This is a genomic window from Yersinia sp. 2466 StPb PI (assembly GCF_041538325.1).
Classification (GTDB): domain Bacteria; phylum Pseudomonadota; class Gammaproteobacteria; order Enterobacterales; family Enterobacteriaceae; genus Yersinia; species Yersinia enterocolitica_E.
This window is the reverse complement of the sequence record NZ_JAULSL010000001.1, coordinates 1178294-1196235: the sequence shown is the minus strand read 5'-3', so window position 1 is coordinate 1196235 and position 17942 is coordinate 1178294. Positions and strand designations below refer to the sequence as shown.

The window sequence follows — 17942 nt, the reverse complement described above, 5'->3', positions numbered from 1 at the left end:
TCCTATAACTGTGCCGTTATTGCTTAGCAGCAACTTCCTGGCGACAGCAGAGGCGATCGTACAACCCTACGACGACGAATACCAGCAGGGAAGGCGATAACCACGCCAGACCTTGTTCAGCCAATGGCAGATGCTGAGTCCATTCAGGCAGGAAGTGCGCGAACGTAGAAGCCTTCACCGCATCAAGAATACCGAACAGCAAACTAACCAGCATAACCGGAGCCACGATACGTGAGGCATGATGCCACCAGCGCAAAGTAAAGCTCATCAAAACCAGCACGATGCATGGTGGATATATCGCTGTCAGTACCGGAATGGAAATCTGAATTAGGTGACTCAAGCCCAAATTCGATACCATCATTGAGAAGATACCGAGAATGAATACCAGCGCCCGATAAGACAGCGGCAAGTACTGAGCAAAGAATTCAGCACAGGCACACGTTAGGCCCACAGCGGTCACCATACAGGCAATGAAAATCAATGCGGCCAGGAACACACTGCCCAAACCACCAAAGGTGTGCTGAACATAAGCATGCAACACGACTGCGCCATTCTGTGCGTCAGGCGTCAGGCTGCCACTGCCACTGCCAAGTTTAAACAAGCTCAAGTAAACGAGCGTCAAACCGATACCGGCAATCAATCCTGCCCAAATGGTATAGCGCGTCAGCAGCCCTGCGGAAACCACTCCACGCGAACGGGCCGCATTGACGATAACGATACCAAAGACCAAGGCACCTAAGGTATCCATGGTCAGATAACCATTAACGAAACCGGAGGAGAAAGGCACGTTCTGATAGGCATCAGTGGCTGAAATCAACGGACCGGCAGGCCAAATCAACGCCGCGATACCCAAGATAGCAAGCGCCAGAATTTTCAGTGGGGCCAGAATATGACCGACGGTGTCCAGCAAACGCCCCGGATAGAGCGAAATGCCAATCACCAGCGCGAAATAAACCACACTATAAATAAACAGCGGCAACGGGCCATCACCAGTCAAAGGGGCGATGCCCACTTCGAAGGAAACTGTTGCGGTTCGTGGCGTGGCAAACAGTGGGCCGACAGCCAAATAACAGACGGTAGCCAGTACCAAACCAGCACTACGGCCAATTGGGCTACTCAGGGCATCAATCCCCCCGCCCACCCGGGCCAGTGCGATAATGGTAATAACCGGTAAGCCAACCGCGGTTATCAGGAAGCCAAGAGCTGCCCACCATACATGTTCACCCGATTGTAAACCAACCATCGGCGGGAAGATGATGTTGCCAGCTCCAACGAATAAGGCGAAGGTCATAAAACCTAATGCCATAATATCTTTAGACGATAAACGATGACTCATAGTGATGTGCGTTGCCTAGTTAAATGACCAAAAGGAAAAGTTCTAAGTTGTGGTCTTTCCTACGTGATCGAAACGATACAAAGCTCTGATAAACGCAAACTCCGGCGGTTAATAAGCAATCTATTTCGTCAGTATGCAGTGTTTTTGAAGTTATTTGCAGGTGGAATAGGCCAACAACGGCGCTAAGTAGACCGTTTATAGCGGAGAAAGGCAAGTCGGGATCATAAAAGCAGAGCCATCATCCAGATAATGTTATCAAACCAGTTAATCATGCCATGTTTTAAGAAATACACGCCATATGATTTGTATTATTTGTAGCCAGTCGTTAACAATTTACCGCCAATCTGGTGACGAATACTCAGGAGAGGTTGATCATTTTACGCACAGAAATGATGCAAGATTGCATAGGCAAAAAACGACGACTGAAACACCTTAATCAGTAAAACCTAACGCTTTTCGGGTGTGAATCAGTATCTCGGGAGGCAGGGGGAGATAACCGTCATGGGTGACCCTCTTTTGCCCCTCAGGTGATAGAACCCGCTCAAGGAACGCCGCAGTCAATGGCTCCAGTGGCTGGCCCGGAGCTTTATTGATATAAATATACAGATAACGTGATAAAGGGTAGCGGCCATCTTTAACATTCTCAGGAGTTGGCATCACAAAATCTTGCCCCACCGCCGCCAGTGACAACGGTTTAACACCACTGTTACGAAAACCAATACTGGCATAGCCAATGCCATTCAATGAGCCAGCCACCGCCTGTACCACAGAGGCGGACCCAGGCAACTCATTGACATTATTTATAAAATCACCATCGCACAGTACCTTATGTTTGAAGTATCCATAGGTCCCCGAAGCTGAGTTCCGGCTATAACGTTGTAAGGAACGCGCCGCCCACGCCCCTTCCAATCCCAACTCACCAAAGCGCTGAATCTGGTGTGGCTCTCCACATCGGCGATTTTGCGAAAAAATAGCATCAAGCTGAGGTAAAGTCAGTTTGTTCAGTGGGTTATCCTGATGAACAAACACCACCAATGCATCAACTGCCACAGGAACTGCCAGTGGTGGATAGCCATAACGTTGAATAAATGCGTTGATCTCACCCGCTTTCATTGGGCGGCTCATCGGACCAAGCTGGGCGGCACCGACAGCTAACGCCGCAGGGGCAGTAGAGGAACCTGCCGCCTGAATTTGCAAATTAACACCAGGATAGTGATGATTAAAATCATCTGCCCACAAGGACATCAGATTGGCTAAGGTGTCAGAACCCACACTGGAGAGGTTGCCTGATAAGGTATTGGTGGCAGGCACGGAAGCCATCGGCAAAACAGCAACCGGAGGGGAAAATACCGCTTCAGATTGCGCTAAAACGGCATGGCTAAACCATAGCATGACATGCAACAACGTCAGTTTTGCCCATTTCATCAGCTTGGTATCCATGCAGTTTTTAGGATTTGACTGCATTCTCGGCTAAAACTGCGGGAACAATCAATCGATTCGGCAAGGTAAAGATAAATCGAGTCCCCAGACCGACTTCGCTCATGACCTCTAAACGTGCATCGTGATGACTCAATGCATGTTTCACAATTGCCAGCCCTAATCCACTGCCCCCCGTTTGCCGTGATCGGGCTTTATCCACCCGATAGAACCGCTCCGTTAGCCGTGGAACATGTTCAGGACCGATTCCCGGCCCATTATCGCTGACCTGAAATTGTGCACCTTGTGGCGTTTGCTGCCAACACACCTCAATTTGGGTACCAACAGGCGTGTGATTGACGGCGTTATAAACCAGATTTGATACCGCACTGCGCAGTTGGTCTTCGTTACCAAACACTTTTAATTGGTCGTTAACCCGGAAGGTAATCTCATGTCGTCCGTTACTGAGAGCCTGAACTTCATGCTGTAACACTTTCAGCATCAACGGAATATCCACCCGCTCATTCATATCCACATTAGGTGCCGCTTCAATTCGTGATAGCGTCAAGAGCTGTTTTACCAATCCATCCATTCGCTTAGTCTGCTCTTGCATGGTCCCCAGTGCTTTATCCCGTAATGGCCCAACCAGCTCTTGGTCATTCATCATTTCCAGATAACCTTGCAACACCGTCAGTGGCGTACGCAATTCATGACTGACGTTGGCAAAGAAATTACGCCTTGCACCTTCCAACTGCCGCATCTGAGTAACATCACGGGCAACCATCAATAATTGCCCTTCTGAATAAGGCATCACACGAAATTCGACGTAATAACCATTGTTCAGTTGCAGAGTCAACGGGCGGGAGAACTCTTGTTGTTGCAGATATTGGCTGAATTCCGGGTAGCGCAATAAATTAAGGATATGTTGGCCGTTATCCTCCGGCCAACGAAACCCTAACAACTGCTGAGCTAAACCGTTACACCAGAAGATATTGCCATCAATTGTGGTAATAACTACCGCGTCAGGCAATGATTCGGCACCACTGCGGAAACGTTTGATAAGCAAAGCCAGTTCGCGCCGACGCCGACGATTTCGCAACTGCATTTGGTACAAGCCGTAAAATAAAGGCTCCCAGCTCCAGTGACCAGCAGGTGGTGTCATGCTACGGTCTAACCACAACCAGTGAGATAACTTAAGTTGATTATAGAAATTCCAAACCAGCGCCGCGACAGCTGAAATCAGCAATAGCCACGGAAGATAGCCGATGAAGGCACCCAGGAGTAATGCAGGCAGACAAAAAAGAGCCAGCTCGAGAGCCAGCGTTTTCCATGATAAGCGTTCTAACACAACGAATTCTCCGGCACTGAAAACTCAGTAGCGCGTTGAGAAACGGTATCCAGTTCCCCGGACAGTTTGTACCATTCTGTCATGACCATCAATTTCAAGCGCCTTGCGTAGCCGACGAATATGCACGTCAACCGTACGATCTTCTACATAAACGTTAGTGCCCCAAACATAATTAAGCAACTGTTCACGGCTGTAAACGCGCTCCGGGTGGGTCATAAAGAAGTGCAATAACTTAAACTCGGTCGGCCCCATATCCAGCGCTTGCTCATTGGCCATAACCCGATGTGAGGAAGGATCAAGGCTTAGCCCTTGCATTTCAATAACTTCCTCAACAGCCATCGGCGATATTCGGCGCATCACTGCTTTAATACGCGCAACCAGCTCCTTCGGCGAAAACGGCTTGGTAATATAGTCATCTGCGCCCACTTCCAAACCGCGCACCCTATCCTCTTCTTCGCCACGGGCCGTCAGCATCATCACCGGAATATCTCTGGTCAACGCTTCACGTTTCATATGTTTAATGAACTGAATACCCGAGCCGCCAGGTAACATCCAGTCCAACAACACTAAATCAGGGAAAGGCTCCGACAGACGAGTTACTGCGCTGTCATAATCTTCGGCTTCTAATGGTTGGTAACCATTCTGTTCCAACACAAAGCACACCATCTCACGGATTGGCGCTTCATCTTCCACCACAAGTATGCGTCTTGCCATCATCAACCCTGCCAGTATGTTAGTGGTCACTATTTGATTTCGGGAGCCATTATGCGTCAGTTTTGTGACATTTTTATGAAAAACATCACGCTTCTACTAGCAATAAGCATAGTGATAAATTTCATGATAATTGCAAAACACAGCAGTCAAGTTTGCGAGACGTCTCGGAGATTTTCCTCCTAGCCTTTTTTTAGCCGCGACATCCGGCGGGCAGCGTTTATAATCAGCGCCATTATCTTTGACTGATAACCTGCCGTGTGGGAGATTTATGCGCATTATTCATACCTCTGATTGGCATTTAGGCCAGCATTTCTTCACTAAAAGCCGCGCTGCTGAGCATCAGGCATTTCTGCACTGGCTCATTAATCAGATCGAAGAAAATCAGGTAGATGCGCTAATTGTAGCAGGTGATATCTTTGATACTGGCTCCCCGCCCAGTTACGCCCGTGAGCTATATAACCGTTTCGTGGTTGAGCTCCAACCCACTGGCTGTCAGTTAGTGGTATTGGGGGGTAATCACGATTCTGTGTCAACACTGAATGAATCACGGGGTTTGCTCTCTTATCTCAATACCACCGTTATTTCGTGCGCCAACAGCAATCTCGATCAACAAATCATTATTCTAAAAGACCGCCAACATCAACCTGCGGCTCTGCTGTGTGCGATCCCGTTTTTACGGCCAAGGGACTTAGTCACCAGTCAGGCGGGTGAATCTGGAGGGCAAAAACAACTGGCTTTACAAGAAGCGATCGCGGGCCACTACCAGGCACTGTATCAGCGGGCGGTTGAATTGCGTACCGAACTGGGTTTGCTACTGCCCATTATTGCCACCGGGCACCTGACTACCGTTGGCGTCACCACGACAGACTCGGTTCGCGATATCTATATTGGTACATTGGATGCTTTCCCCGCGCAGGCATTTCCACCAGCAGATTACATTGCTTTAGGCCATATTCATCGCGCCCAGCAAGTGGCTAAAACTGAACATATCCGTTATAGCGGCTCCCCCATTGCTCTCAGTTTTGATGAATTGAGCAAGGAGAAAAGCGTCTATCTGGTGGAATTCCACCAACAGGCACTGGCATCAGTTACCCCTCTCTTCATCCCACAATTTCAGCCAATGCAATTAATTAAAGGGGATTTAGCGCAAATAGAGCAGCAACTGGCTCAATTCTCTGAGCATCAAGGCTTACCCGTATGGCTAGATATAGAAGTTGCCACCCAAGACTATCTTACTGATATCCAACGCCGTATTCAGGCTCTGACCACAGAGCTACCGGTTGAAATTGTATTGTTACGTCGCAGTAAAGAACAACGTAACAACAGTATCGAGCGGCAGGAAAAAGAGACACTCAATGAGCTGAGTGTTACCGATGTGTTTGAACGCAGGCTGGCGCTGGAGCCAGACTTAGCCGAGCCGCGCCAACAGCGGATGCGTCAAATGTTCAATCAGGTGGTTGATGACATCACGCAAGATAAAGATGCCGCACAGGAGCAGCCTGCATGAGGATTTTAAGCTTACGTCTAAAAAACATTAATTCTCTGCAAGGGGAGTGGAAGATAGATTTCACCGCCGAACCTTTTGCCAGCAACGGTTTATTCGCTATCACTGGCCCGACAGGCGCAGGTAAAACCACACTGCTGGATGCCATATGCCTTGCGCTATACCACCAAACACCACGTTTGACTGTCACGCCCAGCCAAAATGAGCTAATGACACGCCACACAGCGGAGTCACTAGCCGAAGTTGAGTTTGAAGTAAAAGGCATCTGCTATCGTGCATTCTGGAGCCAGCGGCGGGCAAAAAACAGCCCGGAAGGCAATCTGCAAGCCCCTAAAGTTGAGTTGGCGCTATGCGACAGCGGTAAAATCCTGGCCGATAAAGTGCGTGATAAGTTGGAGATGGTTGCAGCGATCACCGGCCTGGATTTTGGCCGTTTCACTAAATCAATGATGTTATCGCAAGGGCAGTTTGCTGCTTTTCTCAATGCCGATGCCAATGACCGTGCCGAATTATTGGAAGAGCTAACGGGGACTGATATCTACGGGCGGCTATCTGAATATGTCTTTGAGCAACATAAACAGGCCAAGGCCAATCTGGATGCTTTACATCAACGTGCCAGTGGTATTGAACTGCTCAATGAAGAACAGCGCTTGGCATTAACGCAACAAATCGATGATCTCCACCAACAAGAAAAGCAGCTTGTTTCAGCACAATCAGCGAGTCAAAACCAAATAAACTGGTTAACCGGCTGGCAAAGACAGCAACAGAATCTACAAGAATATCAGCAGCAGCAAACAATTATTGAACAAGAATATCAGCAGGCACAACCTGAATTACACCGGCTGGCCCGTAGTGAACCGGCTGAGAAGTTGCGCCCTTTACTGCGTGACTGCTCACTCAGCCAACAGGATGCACAACAGACACAGCTGCGTATCACCGCGCTGACCCAACAGCAGCAACAGCTTCAGAGCCAACTAACCCCCCTGGCTCAAGCTCTGGAACAAGCCAATACCGCACGCCAACAACAGGCGGCCAAGCAGCATGAACAAGAAACACTGATTGAGCAAAAAGTGGTACCGCTGGATAACCTTATCGCGCAACAACAGCACTCATTAGCGCAATTTGCCACTCAATTGCAGCAATTGCGCGGCAAAGAACAACAAGGTAGACAGCAACTTGAGTTAAATGAGCAGCAGTTGCTAAAGACGCATCAGCGCCTGCAACAATTAGCTGAATATGCACAGCAATATCCCCACCATCAACACTGGGTTAAGTACCTACCGTTATGGCGCGAACAGTTCCGCCAATTGCACATACAGCACCAGCAGTCAGTGGCTAACGAGCAGCAATTACAGCAGCAAGCCTTATTACTGAGCAGCTTGCAACAGCAAGCGACCACATTAAATGAGCAGGATAAACAGCAACAGGCCGTATTAGTACACGCGGCCTCGCAAGCAGGTAGCATCCAGCAGCAATTAGCAGCATTCGAGCAGCAACAGCCCACAACACAATTGCGCCAACAACTTGACGAGTTGCAGCAACAGCGACCGGCCCGGCAACAACTCGCCACATTATCGCCTTTAGCACAACAAGTTCAGGCACAGCACGATAAACAACAGCAACAATTCACCAGCCAACAGCAGCAATTAAAACAGCTTGAACAGCAGTTAGAAGAAAAACGTCAGCGCTACAAACATCAAAAACAACATCATGCTGATCTGGAAGCCTTGTGGGAACGCGAAAATCAGATAGTCAGACTGGAAGCGGAAAGAGCCAAACTCCAACCGGGAGATGCCTGCCCACTATGTGGCGCATTGGATCACCCCGCTATCACTGAGTATCAGGCGGTAAAACCGTCGGAAACAGCCGAACGCCTCGAGAAACTGCGCCGTCAGGTTGAACAACTCGCCACTGAAGGCTCAGAATTAAGCGCACAAAAAAACAGTATGCAGCAACAGCAGCAGCATCTAGAGCAAGAGTTACAGCACAGCCGCCAGCAATTGGCCGATTATCAACAGCGCTGGCAGCTGCTGGCGCAACCTCTGGCGTTGACATTTGCATTACATGAACATGCAGCATTAATGGATTGGCTGGAACAGCAGGAACAATCAGAGCAACACTGCCAGCGGAAATTGGCTGAATATGAGCGGCTAAACCAGCAATACCAACAAGCTAAAGATGCTCTGGCTCAAGCAGAACAACAGCAGCAAAAACACTTGCAACAACTGGCATTAATCACTCAGCGCCAGCAAGATACTCAGCAAGCCCAACAGAAACTGCAGTTACAGCATCAACGCCAGCAAGATGATTTAGCTCAGATGCGCCAAGACTTCAATAATAGTTTGGCTGATTTATCATTATCAGTACCAGCAGCAGACCAGCAGCAGAGTTGGCTGACTCTGCGGGAAGAGGAATACCAGCGTTGGCAGCAGAATCAGCAAGAACAACAACAGTTGGTTCTGGGGCAAAAAACACTGGAAACGCGGATTGAAGAAGAGCGTCGCCATTTACAAGAGTGCATTGACCAGTTATCGGCGCTCACCCAACAACACCAACAGGCTGAAACCCTATTACAACAACAGAGTCAGCAACGTCAGGCACTGTTTGGTGATATCAGTACTACTGAGGCTCGTCAGGTGTTGCGCCAACAACAACAGCAAGCTGAGTTGATACAACAGAATGCGGCAGAAATCCTGCAACAGACTCAGTCCCAGCTAAACCGATTAACGGGGGAGCTGGCGGGCTTAGAGCAACAATATCAGCATAATCAGCAGCGCGCTGCCACCGCTCAAGCTCAATTACAGCAAGCACTGGCGATCAGCGAGTTCGAGGACGAAGCCGCCTTAAACGCCGCACTGCTGGATGAAGAGGAAAGGCAACGTTTGCAGCAATTAAAACAGCAATTGAGCGAGCGACAACAACAAATCAACATCCGCCAGCAACATGCCAGTGAAGCGCTGGAGCAACTATTACAGCAGTGTCCGGCGGGTGTCGATAAAGCATCTGAATTGGTGGTATTGCAACAGCAATCAGAGCAATTGTTGATGCAACTAAAGGCCAATACATTACGGCAAGGCGAGTTACGCAATCAGTTAGAAAGCGATACAGCGCGCCGTAGTAACCAGCATGCACTGTTTGAGCAAATTGAGCACAGTCAGCAGCAATATGAAGATTGGAGCTATCTCAATCATTTAATTGGTTCCAAAGAGGGTGATAAATTCCGCAAATTTGCTCAGGGTCTGACACTCGATCATCTGGTCTATCTGGCAAACAACCAGCTCAGCCGCTTACATGGCCGCTATTTGTTACAACGCAAAACCAGCGATGCATTAGAGCTGCAAGTTGTGGATACCTGGCAGGCGGATGCAATACGAGATACCCGCACCTTATCTGGGGGCGAAAGCTTTTTAGTCAGTTTGGCGCTTGCTCTGGCGCTGTCGGATCTGGTCAGCCATAAAACCAGCATTGACTCTCTGTTTCTTGATGAAGGCTTTGGTACGCTCGATGCTGAAACACTGGATACTGCGCTGGATGCTCTGGATAGCCTGAATGCGTCGGGCAAAACCATTGGAGTCATCAGTCATGTTGAAGCAATGAAAGACCGGATTCCAGTGCAGATTAAAGTGAAGAAAGTCAACGGACTGGGTGTTAGCCGCTTAGACAGTATCTTCCAGGTCAAGTAGGTATAGCAAAACTGCATATTAACCAGCGTCATTAGCAGCAAACGAGCTACAAATCGGTCGGGAACCGATTTGAACAGCATTTATGCTAGCCCGCAGGGTGAGCCTCAAGGATGAGGCTCATTAATCCCGATGAGCTTACACAAGTAAGTAATTCGGGTGCACGAGAGCCGCTAACAACGCTGTCGTGTCAAAGACAAAAAGTATTACCCAAAAGCATTGGCATTACAGCTAGGCAGCAAACGAGTAAGTCCCGATGAGCTTACACAAGTAAGTGATTCGGGTGCGCGAGAGCCGCTAACAACGCTGTCGTGTCAAGGACAAAGAGTATTACCCAAAAGCATTGGCATTACAGCTAGGCAGCAAACGAGTAAGTCCCGATGAGCTTACACAAGTAAGTGATTCGGGTGCGCGAGAGCTGCTAACAATGCTGTCGTGTCAAGGACAAAGAGTATTACCCAAAAGCATTGGCATTACAGCTAGGCAGCAAACGAGTAAGTCCCGATGAGCTTACACAAGTAAGTGATTCGGGTGCGCGAGAGCCGCTAACAACGCTGTAGTGTCAAGGATGCTGGGTAATAGCAGGCCACAACCAAGCGGCCCCACGCACACCACTAGAATCGCCATGAAGTGCTTTGCGTACCGGGGTCTGGCACTCACCACCAAATATCCATGGGCTGATTAGCGCGGGCAAGGTTGCATATAGCCGCTCAACATTGCTCATGCCACCTCCTAATACCACCACATCTGGGTCAAACAGGTTAATGACATGGGCTAACGACTTGGCAAAGCGTTGTTCATAATGACTCATTGCTTGCTCTGCGATGGCATCCCCTTGTGCTACTAAGGCGATAATTTCGTGGCCTTTAAGCTGCTTGCCACTCATACGAAAATAATCTGTCGCAAAGCCGGTGCCGGAGACAAAAGTCTCAATACACCCTTTTTTACCGCAATAGCAGGCTACTTCCTGTTGATATTGCCGCTCTTCATCATTTTGCCACGGTAAAGGGTTATGGCCCCATTCACCCGCAATACCATTGCCGCCAGCATGTACCCGGCCATCAATAGCAATACCAGAGCCACAGCCGGTACCAATAATGGCCGCAAATACCAGATGTTTCCCCGCCCCCGCACCATCGGTAGCTTCTGATACCGCCAAACAGTTAGCATCATTTGCCAATCGCACTGGGCGGGAGAGTAGTTCTGATAAATCCTTATCTACCATCTGACCATTCAGCCACACTGAATTGGCATTTTTTACTTTGCCTGTAAACGGAGAGAGAGTCCCTGGGATACCCACCCCCACACTCCCCTGCTGGCCCGTCGCCTGCTCCGCATCTGCAACTAACGTTGCAATCGCCTGCAAGGTATTTTGATAATCGTGGCGGGGTGTATCAACCCGTTTACGAAATAACTCCTGCCCGTCGTTGGCCAATGCGATGACCTCTATTTTGGTGCCACCCAGATCTATACCAATGCGCATAGCGCTTTACCTCATTGACAGGAAAATTTATTGTTGGTGATAACCGATTTTATCAAAAAATAAGGCCCTGCTTGCCAAAAACGTGACGACAAAAAAATCTTCTTCTTTCAGTTTGGACAATACACCCCAGTGACACAATCTTTGTCGCCTGCTATTTTGCATTCTGTCGTGTTTGAATCCCTGTGGATTAAAATAGCGCTCAGCAGATGAGCGGTTGGCTCTGTTTTTTTCTTATTCTTTTTACTAGGGGCCGAGGCGTCAATTCGTTATCATGCCGCCCTGCGTTTGATTAACTCGCGCGCTCCAGGCGCGCCCGAGCCAGGGATAACACTATGTTGTGGTTTAAGAATTTAATGGTTTACCGTTTGAGCCGGGAAGTTTCACTATCTGCGGATGAAATGGAGAAACAGTTAAGCGCCCTCAGTTTCACGCCGTGTGGCAGTCAGGATATGGCAAAAACGGGCTGGGTATCACCGATGGGGTCGCATAGCGATGCATTAACCCATACGGTTAATGGCCAGATTGTCATTTGTGCCCGCAAAGAAGAGAAAATCTTGCCATCACCAGTGATTAAGCAAGAGTTGCAAGCCAAAATTGAGCGCCTGGAAGGTGAACAGCATCGTAAACTGAAAAAAACTGAAAAAGACGCATTAAAAGATGAAGTTTTGCACAGTTTATTGCCACGCGCATTCAGTCGCTTTAACCAAACCTTTTTGTGGATTGATACCGTCAACGATCTGATTATGGTTGATGCTGCCAGCGCTAAACGGGCTGAAGACACCTTGGCATTGTTGCGTAAAAGTCTGGGTTCCTTGCCGGTGGTACCACTGACCTTAGAAAACCCTATCGAGCTGACGTTAACCGAGTGGGTGCGTAGTAAAGAATTGCCCGCCGGATTTGCGCTGATGGATGAAGCTGAGTTGAAAGCCATTCTGGAAGACGGCGGCGTGATCCGTTGCAAGAAGCAGGATCTATTCAGTGATGAAATCGCAGTACATATTGAAGCGGGCAAGCTGGTCACTAAACTGGCACTGGATTGGCAGGAACGCGTTCAATTGGTTCTGTCCGATGATGGCTCACTTAAGCGCCTGAAATTCGCTGACACGCTGCGTGAACAGAATGATGATATTGATCGGGATGATTTTGCGCAGCGCTTCGATGCCGATTTTATTCTGATGACCAGTGAACTGGCCGCCTTAATTAAAAATCTGATTGAAGCCTTGGGTGGCGAGGCTCAGCACTAACTTAGGTGCATAACACAGCTTAAGCTGATATCGCCCTTTCGCGATGAGAGGGCGAGTATCTGAATTCTTTAGCTCAAATATTTACACAGATACGAAGATGCTTCAGCAACTTGCAGGTTAAACTCACTTTCCCCTGGAATGTAGAAGGTTTCACCTGGCTTAAACACTTCCCAGCCAGCCGAACCAGGAATCAGTACTTTTAAGCAGCCGGTGATCACCGTCATTTCTTCCGCTTTAGCCGTACTGAAGGTGTACTCTCCCTTTTCCATCACCCCAACGCTAGCTTGCCCAATGCTGTCACTGTCAAAACCAATAGATTTCACTTTCCCGGTAAAATACTCATTAAATTTCAGCATAGTTTTGTACCCGCGTCTTAATCAAGATTGAGCTTTCATATTAGGGTTTCTATAAACGCTCTGTCACTGATTATTATGGCGAAATGGGATCATCGCCGGATTCACTCCCGAAGTTGTGGATAAAGCGTACAATTTAGCGGCAAATAGCCCTATTGGGGCCGGTAAATAGCTGCCATATGGTTGAAAATTAGCCATAGCAAACACCTTCACAGTTGTCGTGAAGGTTCATTTATCGAAATAAGAGTGGTATTAGAGGTTGCGTAAGATGTACAGCGCCAGCGAGGTTTCAAAAATCACAATCAATATTGACCAGAACGCTGGCATAAAATTGGTGTGTTGGTGAATAAAGGATTTGAAGGTTTTCATCGGCCCGCCTTGATCGGCCTTGCCTTAAGGGGCATTTATCAACGCAAACGATTTACGCTGAAATGATTACGTAGGTGATAATTGTACGCTTCGTATAATTATCAGGCAATCAGGTGGGCTAATTATTCATCGGATAAATTACGCTTACTTTCCCAGCTACTTTACGGTTTCATCAGTCAGAAGCTGCAAAATTTGTTCAACAACATCTTGCGGCGCTTGAGTCGCATCCAGCACATAGTGGGCAACCTCTTGATACAGAGCTTCCCGGCTAGCCAGCACATCCTGCATTTCCTCTACGATCGGTTTACCTGTAAGACTTGGTCGCTGGGCATCTTCCGGGGCTTCGGCTAATCGTTCAGCCAACACATTCGCTGATGCGCGTAAATAGATAACCTGCCCATGCTTACGCATAAAAGTACGATTCTCAAGAGCGAGCACCGCACCGCCACCGGTTGCAACAACAGTTTTAGGCGCAGTGACAGCCTGTAGAGCCATACTTTCCCGCTGGCGGAAACCCTCCCAGCCTTCGCGAGCAACCACTTCAGCAACACTCAACTGTGAGGTTTGCCGCATAAACAGATCAGTATCTATAAAACGATATCCCAACGCCTGTGCCAACGCCTTCCCTACCGTTGTCTTACCCGCACCGCGCGCGCCTACCATGAAGATAGTCTGTGTCATTACTTGAAAGTCCTTTCGCATCAACTTCTGAGGATAAATTCTCGGCATCAAAAAACTGGCCACTATTGTCGACCAGCTAAAATAGTATTAACACTCAGCTCTACACTGTAGATGCGAATCATACCGATAATTAAAGGTAGTGCAAACTTTACAGCATCGTAAAATTAACGATACATCATTAGCCATTCTACTTTACTGCCAACCGCCCAAGATTACCCCTGCTGCGGTGGCAATCAATCTGGTTGGCAATAGACAAATTAGGTTTGAAGGATCCACTGTAAGCGTCATAAAGAGAAACTTTCGGTGTCAGCTTATAGACCACACCGGTACGAGGGACCAATTGACTATCAGAGCTATCGGGATTGATGACGAAAGGCCGCCCTTTACCGGCGAAAGCATCAAACTGATCGAAACGTAAACCTGCCAGTACAACCTACTTATCTATCAGCTCAATTGAATTGGGAAGGCATTTGGATGAGAGCGAAAAGTCGCTGAAAGTCACACTCAAGCGTGTATTTGATCAATATGATTGGGCTTTTTACCTGATAATCCTCTGGCAAACCAGAGGCTATTGCACAGGTAATATGAGGTGACTATCAAGGTTAGACCATTAACGGGGCTGACAAATATACACCAATGCAGGAGGGAAATTACGTACCACGCGTATCTTTTTCCACGTGAAATAACGAGATAACAGTGGCTCGGAAAGGTGGCTGTATTGAAATAAGACTAACACTCCGCTGTTAGCGCGTAAGCGCTGCTGAGTTTGCTGCAATATTCTAATACTGATTTTGGTTGGGATCGAGAGTAATGGCAAACAACAAAATACCACATCGTAATTCTGATCCAACTGTTCGGCTGAACGATCAGCTACCTGCAAACGTAAATCTTTAATCTGGTGTAATGCATGAACAAAGTGTGGCTGAATCTCGTAGGCCTGTAAATGAGACTTTGCTGACATATGTGACAAAATACGCTTTGTCAGTACACCATCAGCAGCCCCTAATTCAGCAATATTAAGGTGTTGGGTCCAATCTACCTGATTCAACATCGCCTGACATAACCAAGGCGAAGAAGGAGCTAACGTACCAACGGTACGTGGTGAGGCAATAAAGCGCTGTAAATAGGAAAACTGACTTTTAAAATTACGCCGGACAGTGTTTAGCATAGCCTCTCCTCGGAAACCCGAATGGACCACAATAACACCTTATATTTATTAAGAGCGCATTAAGATTGCTCTAAGAGTTAATTATTTTTAGCAGATAAATTGATAGTACCGATGGGTAATAATGAAATGTACAGTCTTAGGTTAACAATGACCCATTATTGTTAACCTATTTTTAGAGTCTGATTAAAAAAATATTGCCATATCAATATAGTATCTAAATATTTCACTCACACTAACTTAGGCTTAGAACATTAACGATAAATCTCGGCACTGGCGTTGTAATGGCTGGAATCACCAGGGTTACTGATACCAATGACCCGATAGTGGCTGGCACCATCAGCGCTCGCTTTGGTATTCAATGCTGATTCCACATCCATGGGTGAACCGCTAACATTAGAAAGAGAAATCACCCCCATACTTTGCAATTTAGTGGCTTGTTCTGAGCTAATTTCTTGCGCGGCCAGAGTGGCGAATGAGGTGGTAGTAATAAGTGCAGCGATGATAACAGGTAATAGTTTCATAATATGCTCCAACTGACGGGTTATATGTAACGTCTTGCTGAGGTTAATTATGGGCGGACCAACGCAAGGTGACGTAATGCAATGTAAAGAAGCTCAATCATTGTGAGAGTAATAAGGAGAAAATAAATTAATTTGTGTCATTAGAAAAATAAATCACAAATATTTATGGGAAATCGTCGATGCATTAACACCGCCGCCTGCTGGTAGACCCTATATATTGCAAGATGCAGGCGGCTTGAAAGGTGACGGGTATCAGTCACGCTTTGCTACAATCATCATAATATCACTGGTAAATGAACCATCAGTTTGGATCTCATAATGCTTGATTACACCATCAGATGCTGATTTTTGTAACTCACGGATCGCGATAGCAAAATGCTGTGGAGTACGCATTCTGGCAATCCAACTACTGAACTCCAAATAGAGTCTATCGGAGGTGACTTCATTTATCACTAACCCGGCATCGGTCACTAGTGCCAGCCATTCGCCGGGAGAGTAATTTCGCACATGTGAGGTATCACGTAACACCTCCACGGTCTGCAAATAAATATCCAGCAGCGGATGACCGGGGGAAACTACATCCATAAAGATTATCTTTCCGCCGGGGCGTAATACACGTTTAACTTCTCGTAACGCTTGGCCGACATCATGCCAATGATGGGCAGAATAACGGCTGATAACAATATCAAAACTCTGATCATTAAACGGCAATGACTCTGCTAATCCTTGCTGTACTTCAATATTAGTCAGTTCTTTATCTGTTGCCGCCTGACTGACCACTTGCAACATTTGCGCTGAAAGATCATAAGAAACTACAGATTTCACCACTGCCGCAGCGGTAAAACTGGCATGTCCGGCACCACATCCAAGGTCAAGTAAACGGGCATCGCCATCAGATTGCAATAGTGTAGCCAGATGCTGTAAATCTTTACCTTGAGCGTGAACCGCACTGGTCAGATAAGCATTGGCTTGATCGCCAAATTGCCGCTCAACGGCATCTTTATGGCTATTCTGCATGGTCATTACATCCCCTTTTATGGTTTAACCTTCTGATTTAATTTATGTATCCTATTTCCTACAAAACGTTACTATGTTTATCTCAAACTAAATCTACTATATACACAAAGCTATTGGAGTTGTAGGCAGACCGCAAGTAAACGCATCTCCATAAGCTTATTCAGGGGTGAGAGCGCCGCTAACCCCCTTAGCACTTCAAATACCAAGGGAATATTATGGTCACACTCAGAGCAATGCATACCGAAGAGCTAAACGACTATCGGAATCTCTTTATTAGTGAGTATGCGCAAGATTTATCATCCAATAGTGGTTATAGCATCGAGCAAGCATTGGATCATGCAACGCAAATTTTTGATGGTTACTTACCAGAGGGTGTTAATACTCCCGGTGACCGTCTGTATTGCATCGAAAATAAGGATGGCGAGAGCGATAATAATGCACTGGTGGGCTATTTATGGTACGGCCAGGCTAACAATGATAGCGCAGCTTTTATTAAAGATTTCTATGTTCTGCCGCAACATCAGCGTAAAGGCTATGGTTCTGCGTGTTTACAGGAATTAGAAAATATACTGGTCGCTCAGGGCATATTTGAGATAAAACTGCGGGTCGCTGCGGATAATCCACAAGCGAAAAGATTGTATGAGCAAATGGCATTTGTAGTAACAGGATTTAATATGTCCAAATCACTGGCAAGAAAACCATAGGGATAAACAGGCGACTACAAGGCGAAAGACAATAAGCAGATAGCGCTTGCATCACTGCAAACGAAAAATAAAAGCCGGAACATCGGACTAACGGTTCATCAGATGGTGGCCTGCGTTAAACTGCTTTATCGTCGCCCATCTGTTGCAGTTGGTTTTTGTAAGATTTCACTTTTTGGCGTTTCTTCATCCAAATGGAAAACGATACAACAAAAATCCCGCCCGCCAGTGTTAACACACCTAACTCATGCTGATAAAACAGCATTATAATGAAATAGATGGCAGAAATGATTGCCACCCATTTAGCCGAATGACCAATAGAGCTTTTCTCATCAGTCAGACGGCGGATACTCTCTTCTTCGCTAATTCCCATGCGCAACCTCCTTAGTGACAAGTGTATAATATTG

Annotated in this window: 16 protein-coding genes and 1 pseudogene; 4 read left to right on the top strand and 13 right to left on the bottom strand. The window is 47.2% G+C overall.

The window, feature by feature from the left end; genetic code table 11:
* Window positions 1-16: 16 nt before the first annotated feature.
* From brnQ to phoB, 4 genes are all read right to left on the bottom strand, one after another.
* Window positions 17-1336 (bottom strand): branched-chain amino acid transport system II carrier protein, encoded by a 1320-nt coding sequence (brnQ, locus tag Q2T72_RS05280; protein WP_083160081.1) that lies wholly within the window; start codon window positions 1334-1336, stop codon window positions 17-19.
* Between the two features lie 432 nt (window positions 1337-1768).
* Window positions 1769-2761, bottom strand: coding sequence for a PstS family phosphate ABC transporter substrate-binding protein (locus tag Q2T72_RS05275; RefSeq protein WP_372568758.1), 993 nt, complete (start codon window positions 2759-2761; stop codon window positions 1769-1771).
* A gap of 22 nt (window positions 2762-2783) precedes the next feature.
* The gene (phoR, locus tag Q2T72_RS05270) at window positions 2784-4100 is read right to left on the bottom strand and encodes a phosphate regulon sensor histidine kinase PhoR (RefSeq protein ID WP_372568757.1); all 1317 of its coding nucleotides are present in this window, start codon (window positions 4098-4100) and stop codon (window positions 2784-2786) included.
* A 24-nt stretch (window positions 4101-4124) separates the two neighbouring features.
* Window positions 4125-4814 (bottom strand): phosphate response regulator transcription factor PhoB, encoded by a 690-nt coding sequence (gene phoB / locus Q2T72_RS05265; RefSeq protein ID WP_025377384.1) that lies wholly within the window; start codon window positions 4812-4814, stop codon window positions 4125-4127.
* Between the two features lie 268 nt (window positions 4815-5082).
* Between phoB and sbcD the strand changes: the two genes are divergently transcribed.
* Together sbcD and Q2T72_RS05255 are read left to right on the top strand one after the other, a co-directional pair.
* Window positions 5083-6321 (top strand): exonuclease subunit SbcD, encoded by a 1239-nt coding sequence (gene sbcD, locus Q2T72_RS05260; RefSeq protein WP_083160087.1) that lies wholly within the window; start codon window positions 5083-5085, stop codon window positions 6319-6321.
* A complete protein-coding gene (locus Q2T72_RS05255; RefSeq protein ID WP_372568756.1) occupies window positions 6318-10001 on the top strand; it encodes an AAA family ATPase in 3684 nt (1227 codons plus the stop codon). The genes sbcD and Q2T72_RS05255 overlap by 4 nt, the downstream gene beginning before the upstream one ends.
* 559 nt (window positions 10002-10560) lie before the next feature.
* On the opposite strand, the gene mak is transcribed toward Q2T72_RS05255, so the two are convergent.
* Complete coding sequence (mak, locus tag Q2T72_RS05250; protein ID WP_372568755.1) at window positions 10561-11481, bottom strand: fructokinase; 921 nt, start codon at window positions 11479-11481, stop codon at window positions 10561-10563.
* A gap of 332 nt (window positions 11482-11813) precedes the next feature.
* Between mak and rdgC the strand changes: the two genes are divergently transcribed.
* Window positions 11814-12725 carry a recombination-associated protein RdgC gene (rdgC, locus tag Q2T72_RS05245; RefSeq protein WP_083160093.1) on the top strand — a complete coding sequence of 304 codons (912 nt, stop codon included), beginning with the start codon at window positions 11814-11816 and terminating at the stop codon, window positions 12723-12725.
* A 68-nt stretch (window positions 12726-12793) separates the two neighbouring features.
* Here rdgC and ppnP read toward each other — a convergent pair whose 3' ends face one another.
* The 7 genes and pseudogenes from ppnP to Q2T72_RS05210 all read right to left on the bottom strand — a co-directional run bounded on the left by ppnP (window position 12794) and on the right by Q2T72_RS05210 (window position 16840).
* Window positions 12794-13081, bottom strand: a complete 288-nt coding sequence (gene ppnP, locus Q2T72_RS05240) for a pyrimidine/purine nucleoside phosphorylase (protein ID WP_005189270.1) — start codon at window positions 13079-13081, stop codon at window positions 12794-12796.
* A gap of 63 nt (window positions 13082-13144) precedes the next feature.
* Window positions 13145-13276 (bottom strand): hypothetical protein, encoded by a 132-nt coding sequence (locus Q2T72_RS05235; protein ID WP_265331634.1) that lies wholly within the window; start codon window positions 13274-13276, stop codon window positions 13145-13147.
* A gap of 327 nt (window positions 13277-13603) precedes the next feature.
* On the bottom strand, window positions 13604-14128 hold the full coding sequence (aroL, locus tag Q2T72_RS05230; protein WP_083160095.1) for a shikimate kinase AroL: 525 nt from the start codon (window positions 14126-14128) through the stop codon (window positions 13604-13606).
* A gap of 232 nt (window positions 14129-14360) precedes the next feature.
* Window positions 14361-14561, bottom strand: a pseudogene (locus tag Q2T72_RS05225) (TonB-dependent receptor domain-containing protein); the annotation flags it as partial.
* A gap of 177 nt (window positions 14562-14738) precedes the next feature.
* The gene (locus Q2T72_RS05220) at window positions 14739-15296 is read right to left on the bottom strand and encodes a class I SAM-dependent methyltransferase (protein WP_372568754.1); all 558 of its coding nucleotides are present in this window, start codon (window positions 15294-15296) and stop codon (window positions 14739-14741) included.
* Between the two features lie 251 nt (window positions 15297-15547).
* Window positions 15548-15817 (bottom strand): YdgH/BhsA/McbA-like domain containing protein, encoded by a 270-nt coding sequence (locus tag Q2T72_RS05215; RefSeq protein WP_083160099.1) that lies wholly within the window; start codon window positions 15815-15817, stop codon window positions 15548-15550.
* A 252-nt stretch (window positions 15818-16069) separates the two neighbouring features.
* Complete coding sequence (locus Q2T72_RS05210; protein WP_372568753.1) at window positions 16070-16840, bottom strand: class I SAM-dependent methyltransferase; 771 nt, start codon at window positions 16838-16840, stop codon at window positions 16070-16072.
* 209 nt (window positions 16841-17049) lie between these two features.
* Between Q2T72_RS05210 and Q2T72_RS05205 the strand changes: the two genes are divergently transcribed.
* The gene (locus Q2T72_RS05205) at window positions 17050-17538 is read left to right on the top strand and encodes a GNAT family N-acetyltransferase (protein ID WP_083160102.1); all 489 of its coding nucleotides are present in this window, start codon (window positions 17050-17052) and stop codon (window positions 17536-17538) included.
* A gap of 115 nt (window positions 17539-17653) precedes the next feature.
* On the opposite strand, the gene Q2T72_RS05200 is transcribed toward Q2T72_RS05205, so the two are convergent.
* The gene (locus Q2T72_RS05200) at window positions 17654-17908 is read right to left on the bottom strand and encodes a hypothetical protein (RefSeq protein ID WP_083160103.1); all 255 of its coding nucleotides are present in this window, start codon (window positions 17906-17908) and stop codon (window positions 17654-17656) included.
* Between the last annotated feature and the right edge of the window lie 34 nt (window positions 17909-17942).

Bases quoted from the DNA above. Each gene is read 5' to 3' on its own strand.
- mak (WP_372568755.1), bottom strand. From the start codon at position 11,481: ATGCGCATTGGTATAGATCTGGGTGGCACCAAAATAGAGGTCATCGCA.
- brnQ (WP_083160081.1), bottom strand. From the start codon at position 1,336: ATGAGTCATCGTTTATCGTCTAAAGATATTATGGCATTAGGTTTTATG.
- aroL (WP_083160095.1), bottom strand. From the start codon at position 14,128: ATGACACAGACTATCTTCATGGTAGGCGCGCGCGGTGCGGGTAAGACA.
- Q2T72_RS05255 (WP_372568756.1), top strand. From the start codon at position 6,318: ATGAGGATTTTAAGCTTACGTCTAAAAAACATTAATTCTCTGCAAGGG.
- sbcD (WP_083160087.1), top strand. From the start codon at position 5,083: ATGCGCATTATTCATACCTCTGATTGGCATTTAGGCCAGCATTTCTTC.
- Q2T72_RS05215 (WP_083160099.1), bottom strand. From the start codon at position 15,817: ATGAAACTATTACCTGTTATCATCGCTGCACTTATTACTACCACCTCA.
- Q2T72_RS05210 (WP_372568753.1), bottom strand. From the start codon at position 16,840: ATGACCATGCAGAATAGCCATAAAGATGCCGTTGAGCGGCAATTTGGC.
- Q2T72_RS05235 (WP_265331634.1), bottom strand. From the start codon at position 13,276: ATGGCTAATTTTCAACCATATGGCAGCTATTTACCGGCCCCAATAGGG.
- Q2T72_RS05220 (WP_372568754.1), bottom strand. From the start codon at position 15,296: ATGCTAAACACTGTCCGGCGTAATTTTAAAAGTCAGTTTTCCTATTTA.
- ppnP (WP_005189270.1), bottom strand. From the start codon at position 13,081: ATGCTGAAATTTAATGAGTATTTTACCGGGAAAGTGAAATCTATTGGT.
- phoB (WP_025377384.1), bottom strand. From the start codon at position 4,814: ATGGCAAGACGCATACTTGTGGTGGAAGATGAAGCGCCAATCCGTGAG.
- rdgC (WP_083160093.1), top strand. From the start codon at position 11,814: ATGTTGTGGTTTAAGAATTTAATGGTTTACCGTTTGAGCCGGGAAGTT.
- Q2T72_RS05200 (WP_083160103.1), bottom strand. From the start codon at position 17,908: ATGGGAATTAGCGAAGAAGAGAGTATCCGCCGTCTGACTGATGAGAAA.
- Q2T72_RS05205 (WP_083160102.1), top strand. From the start codon at position 17,050: ATGGTCACACTCAGAGCAATGCATACCGAAGAGCTAAACGACTATCGG.
- Q2T72_RS05275 (WP_372568758.1), bottom strand. From the start codon at position 2,761: ATGAAATGGGCAAAACTGACGTTGTTGCATGTCATGCTATGGTTTAGC.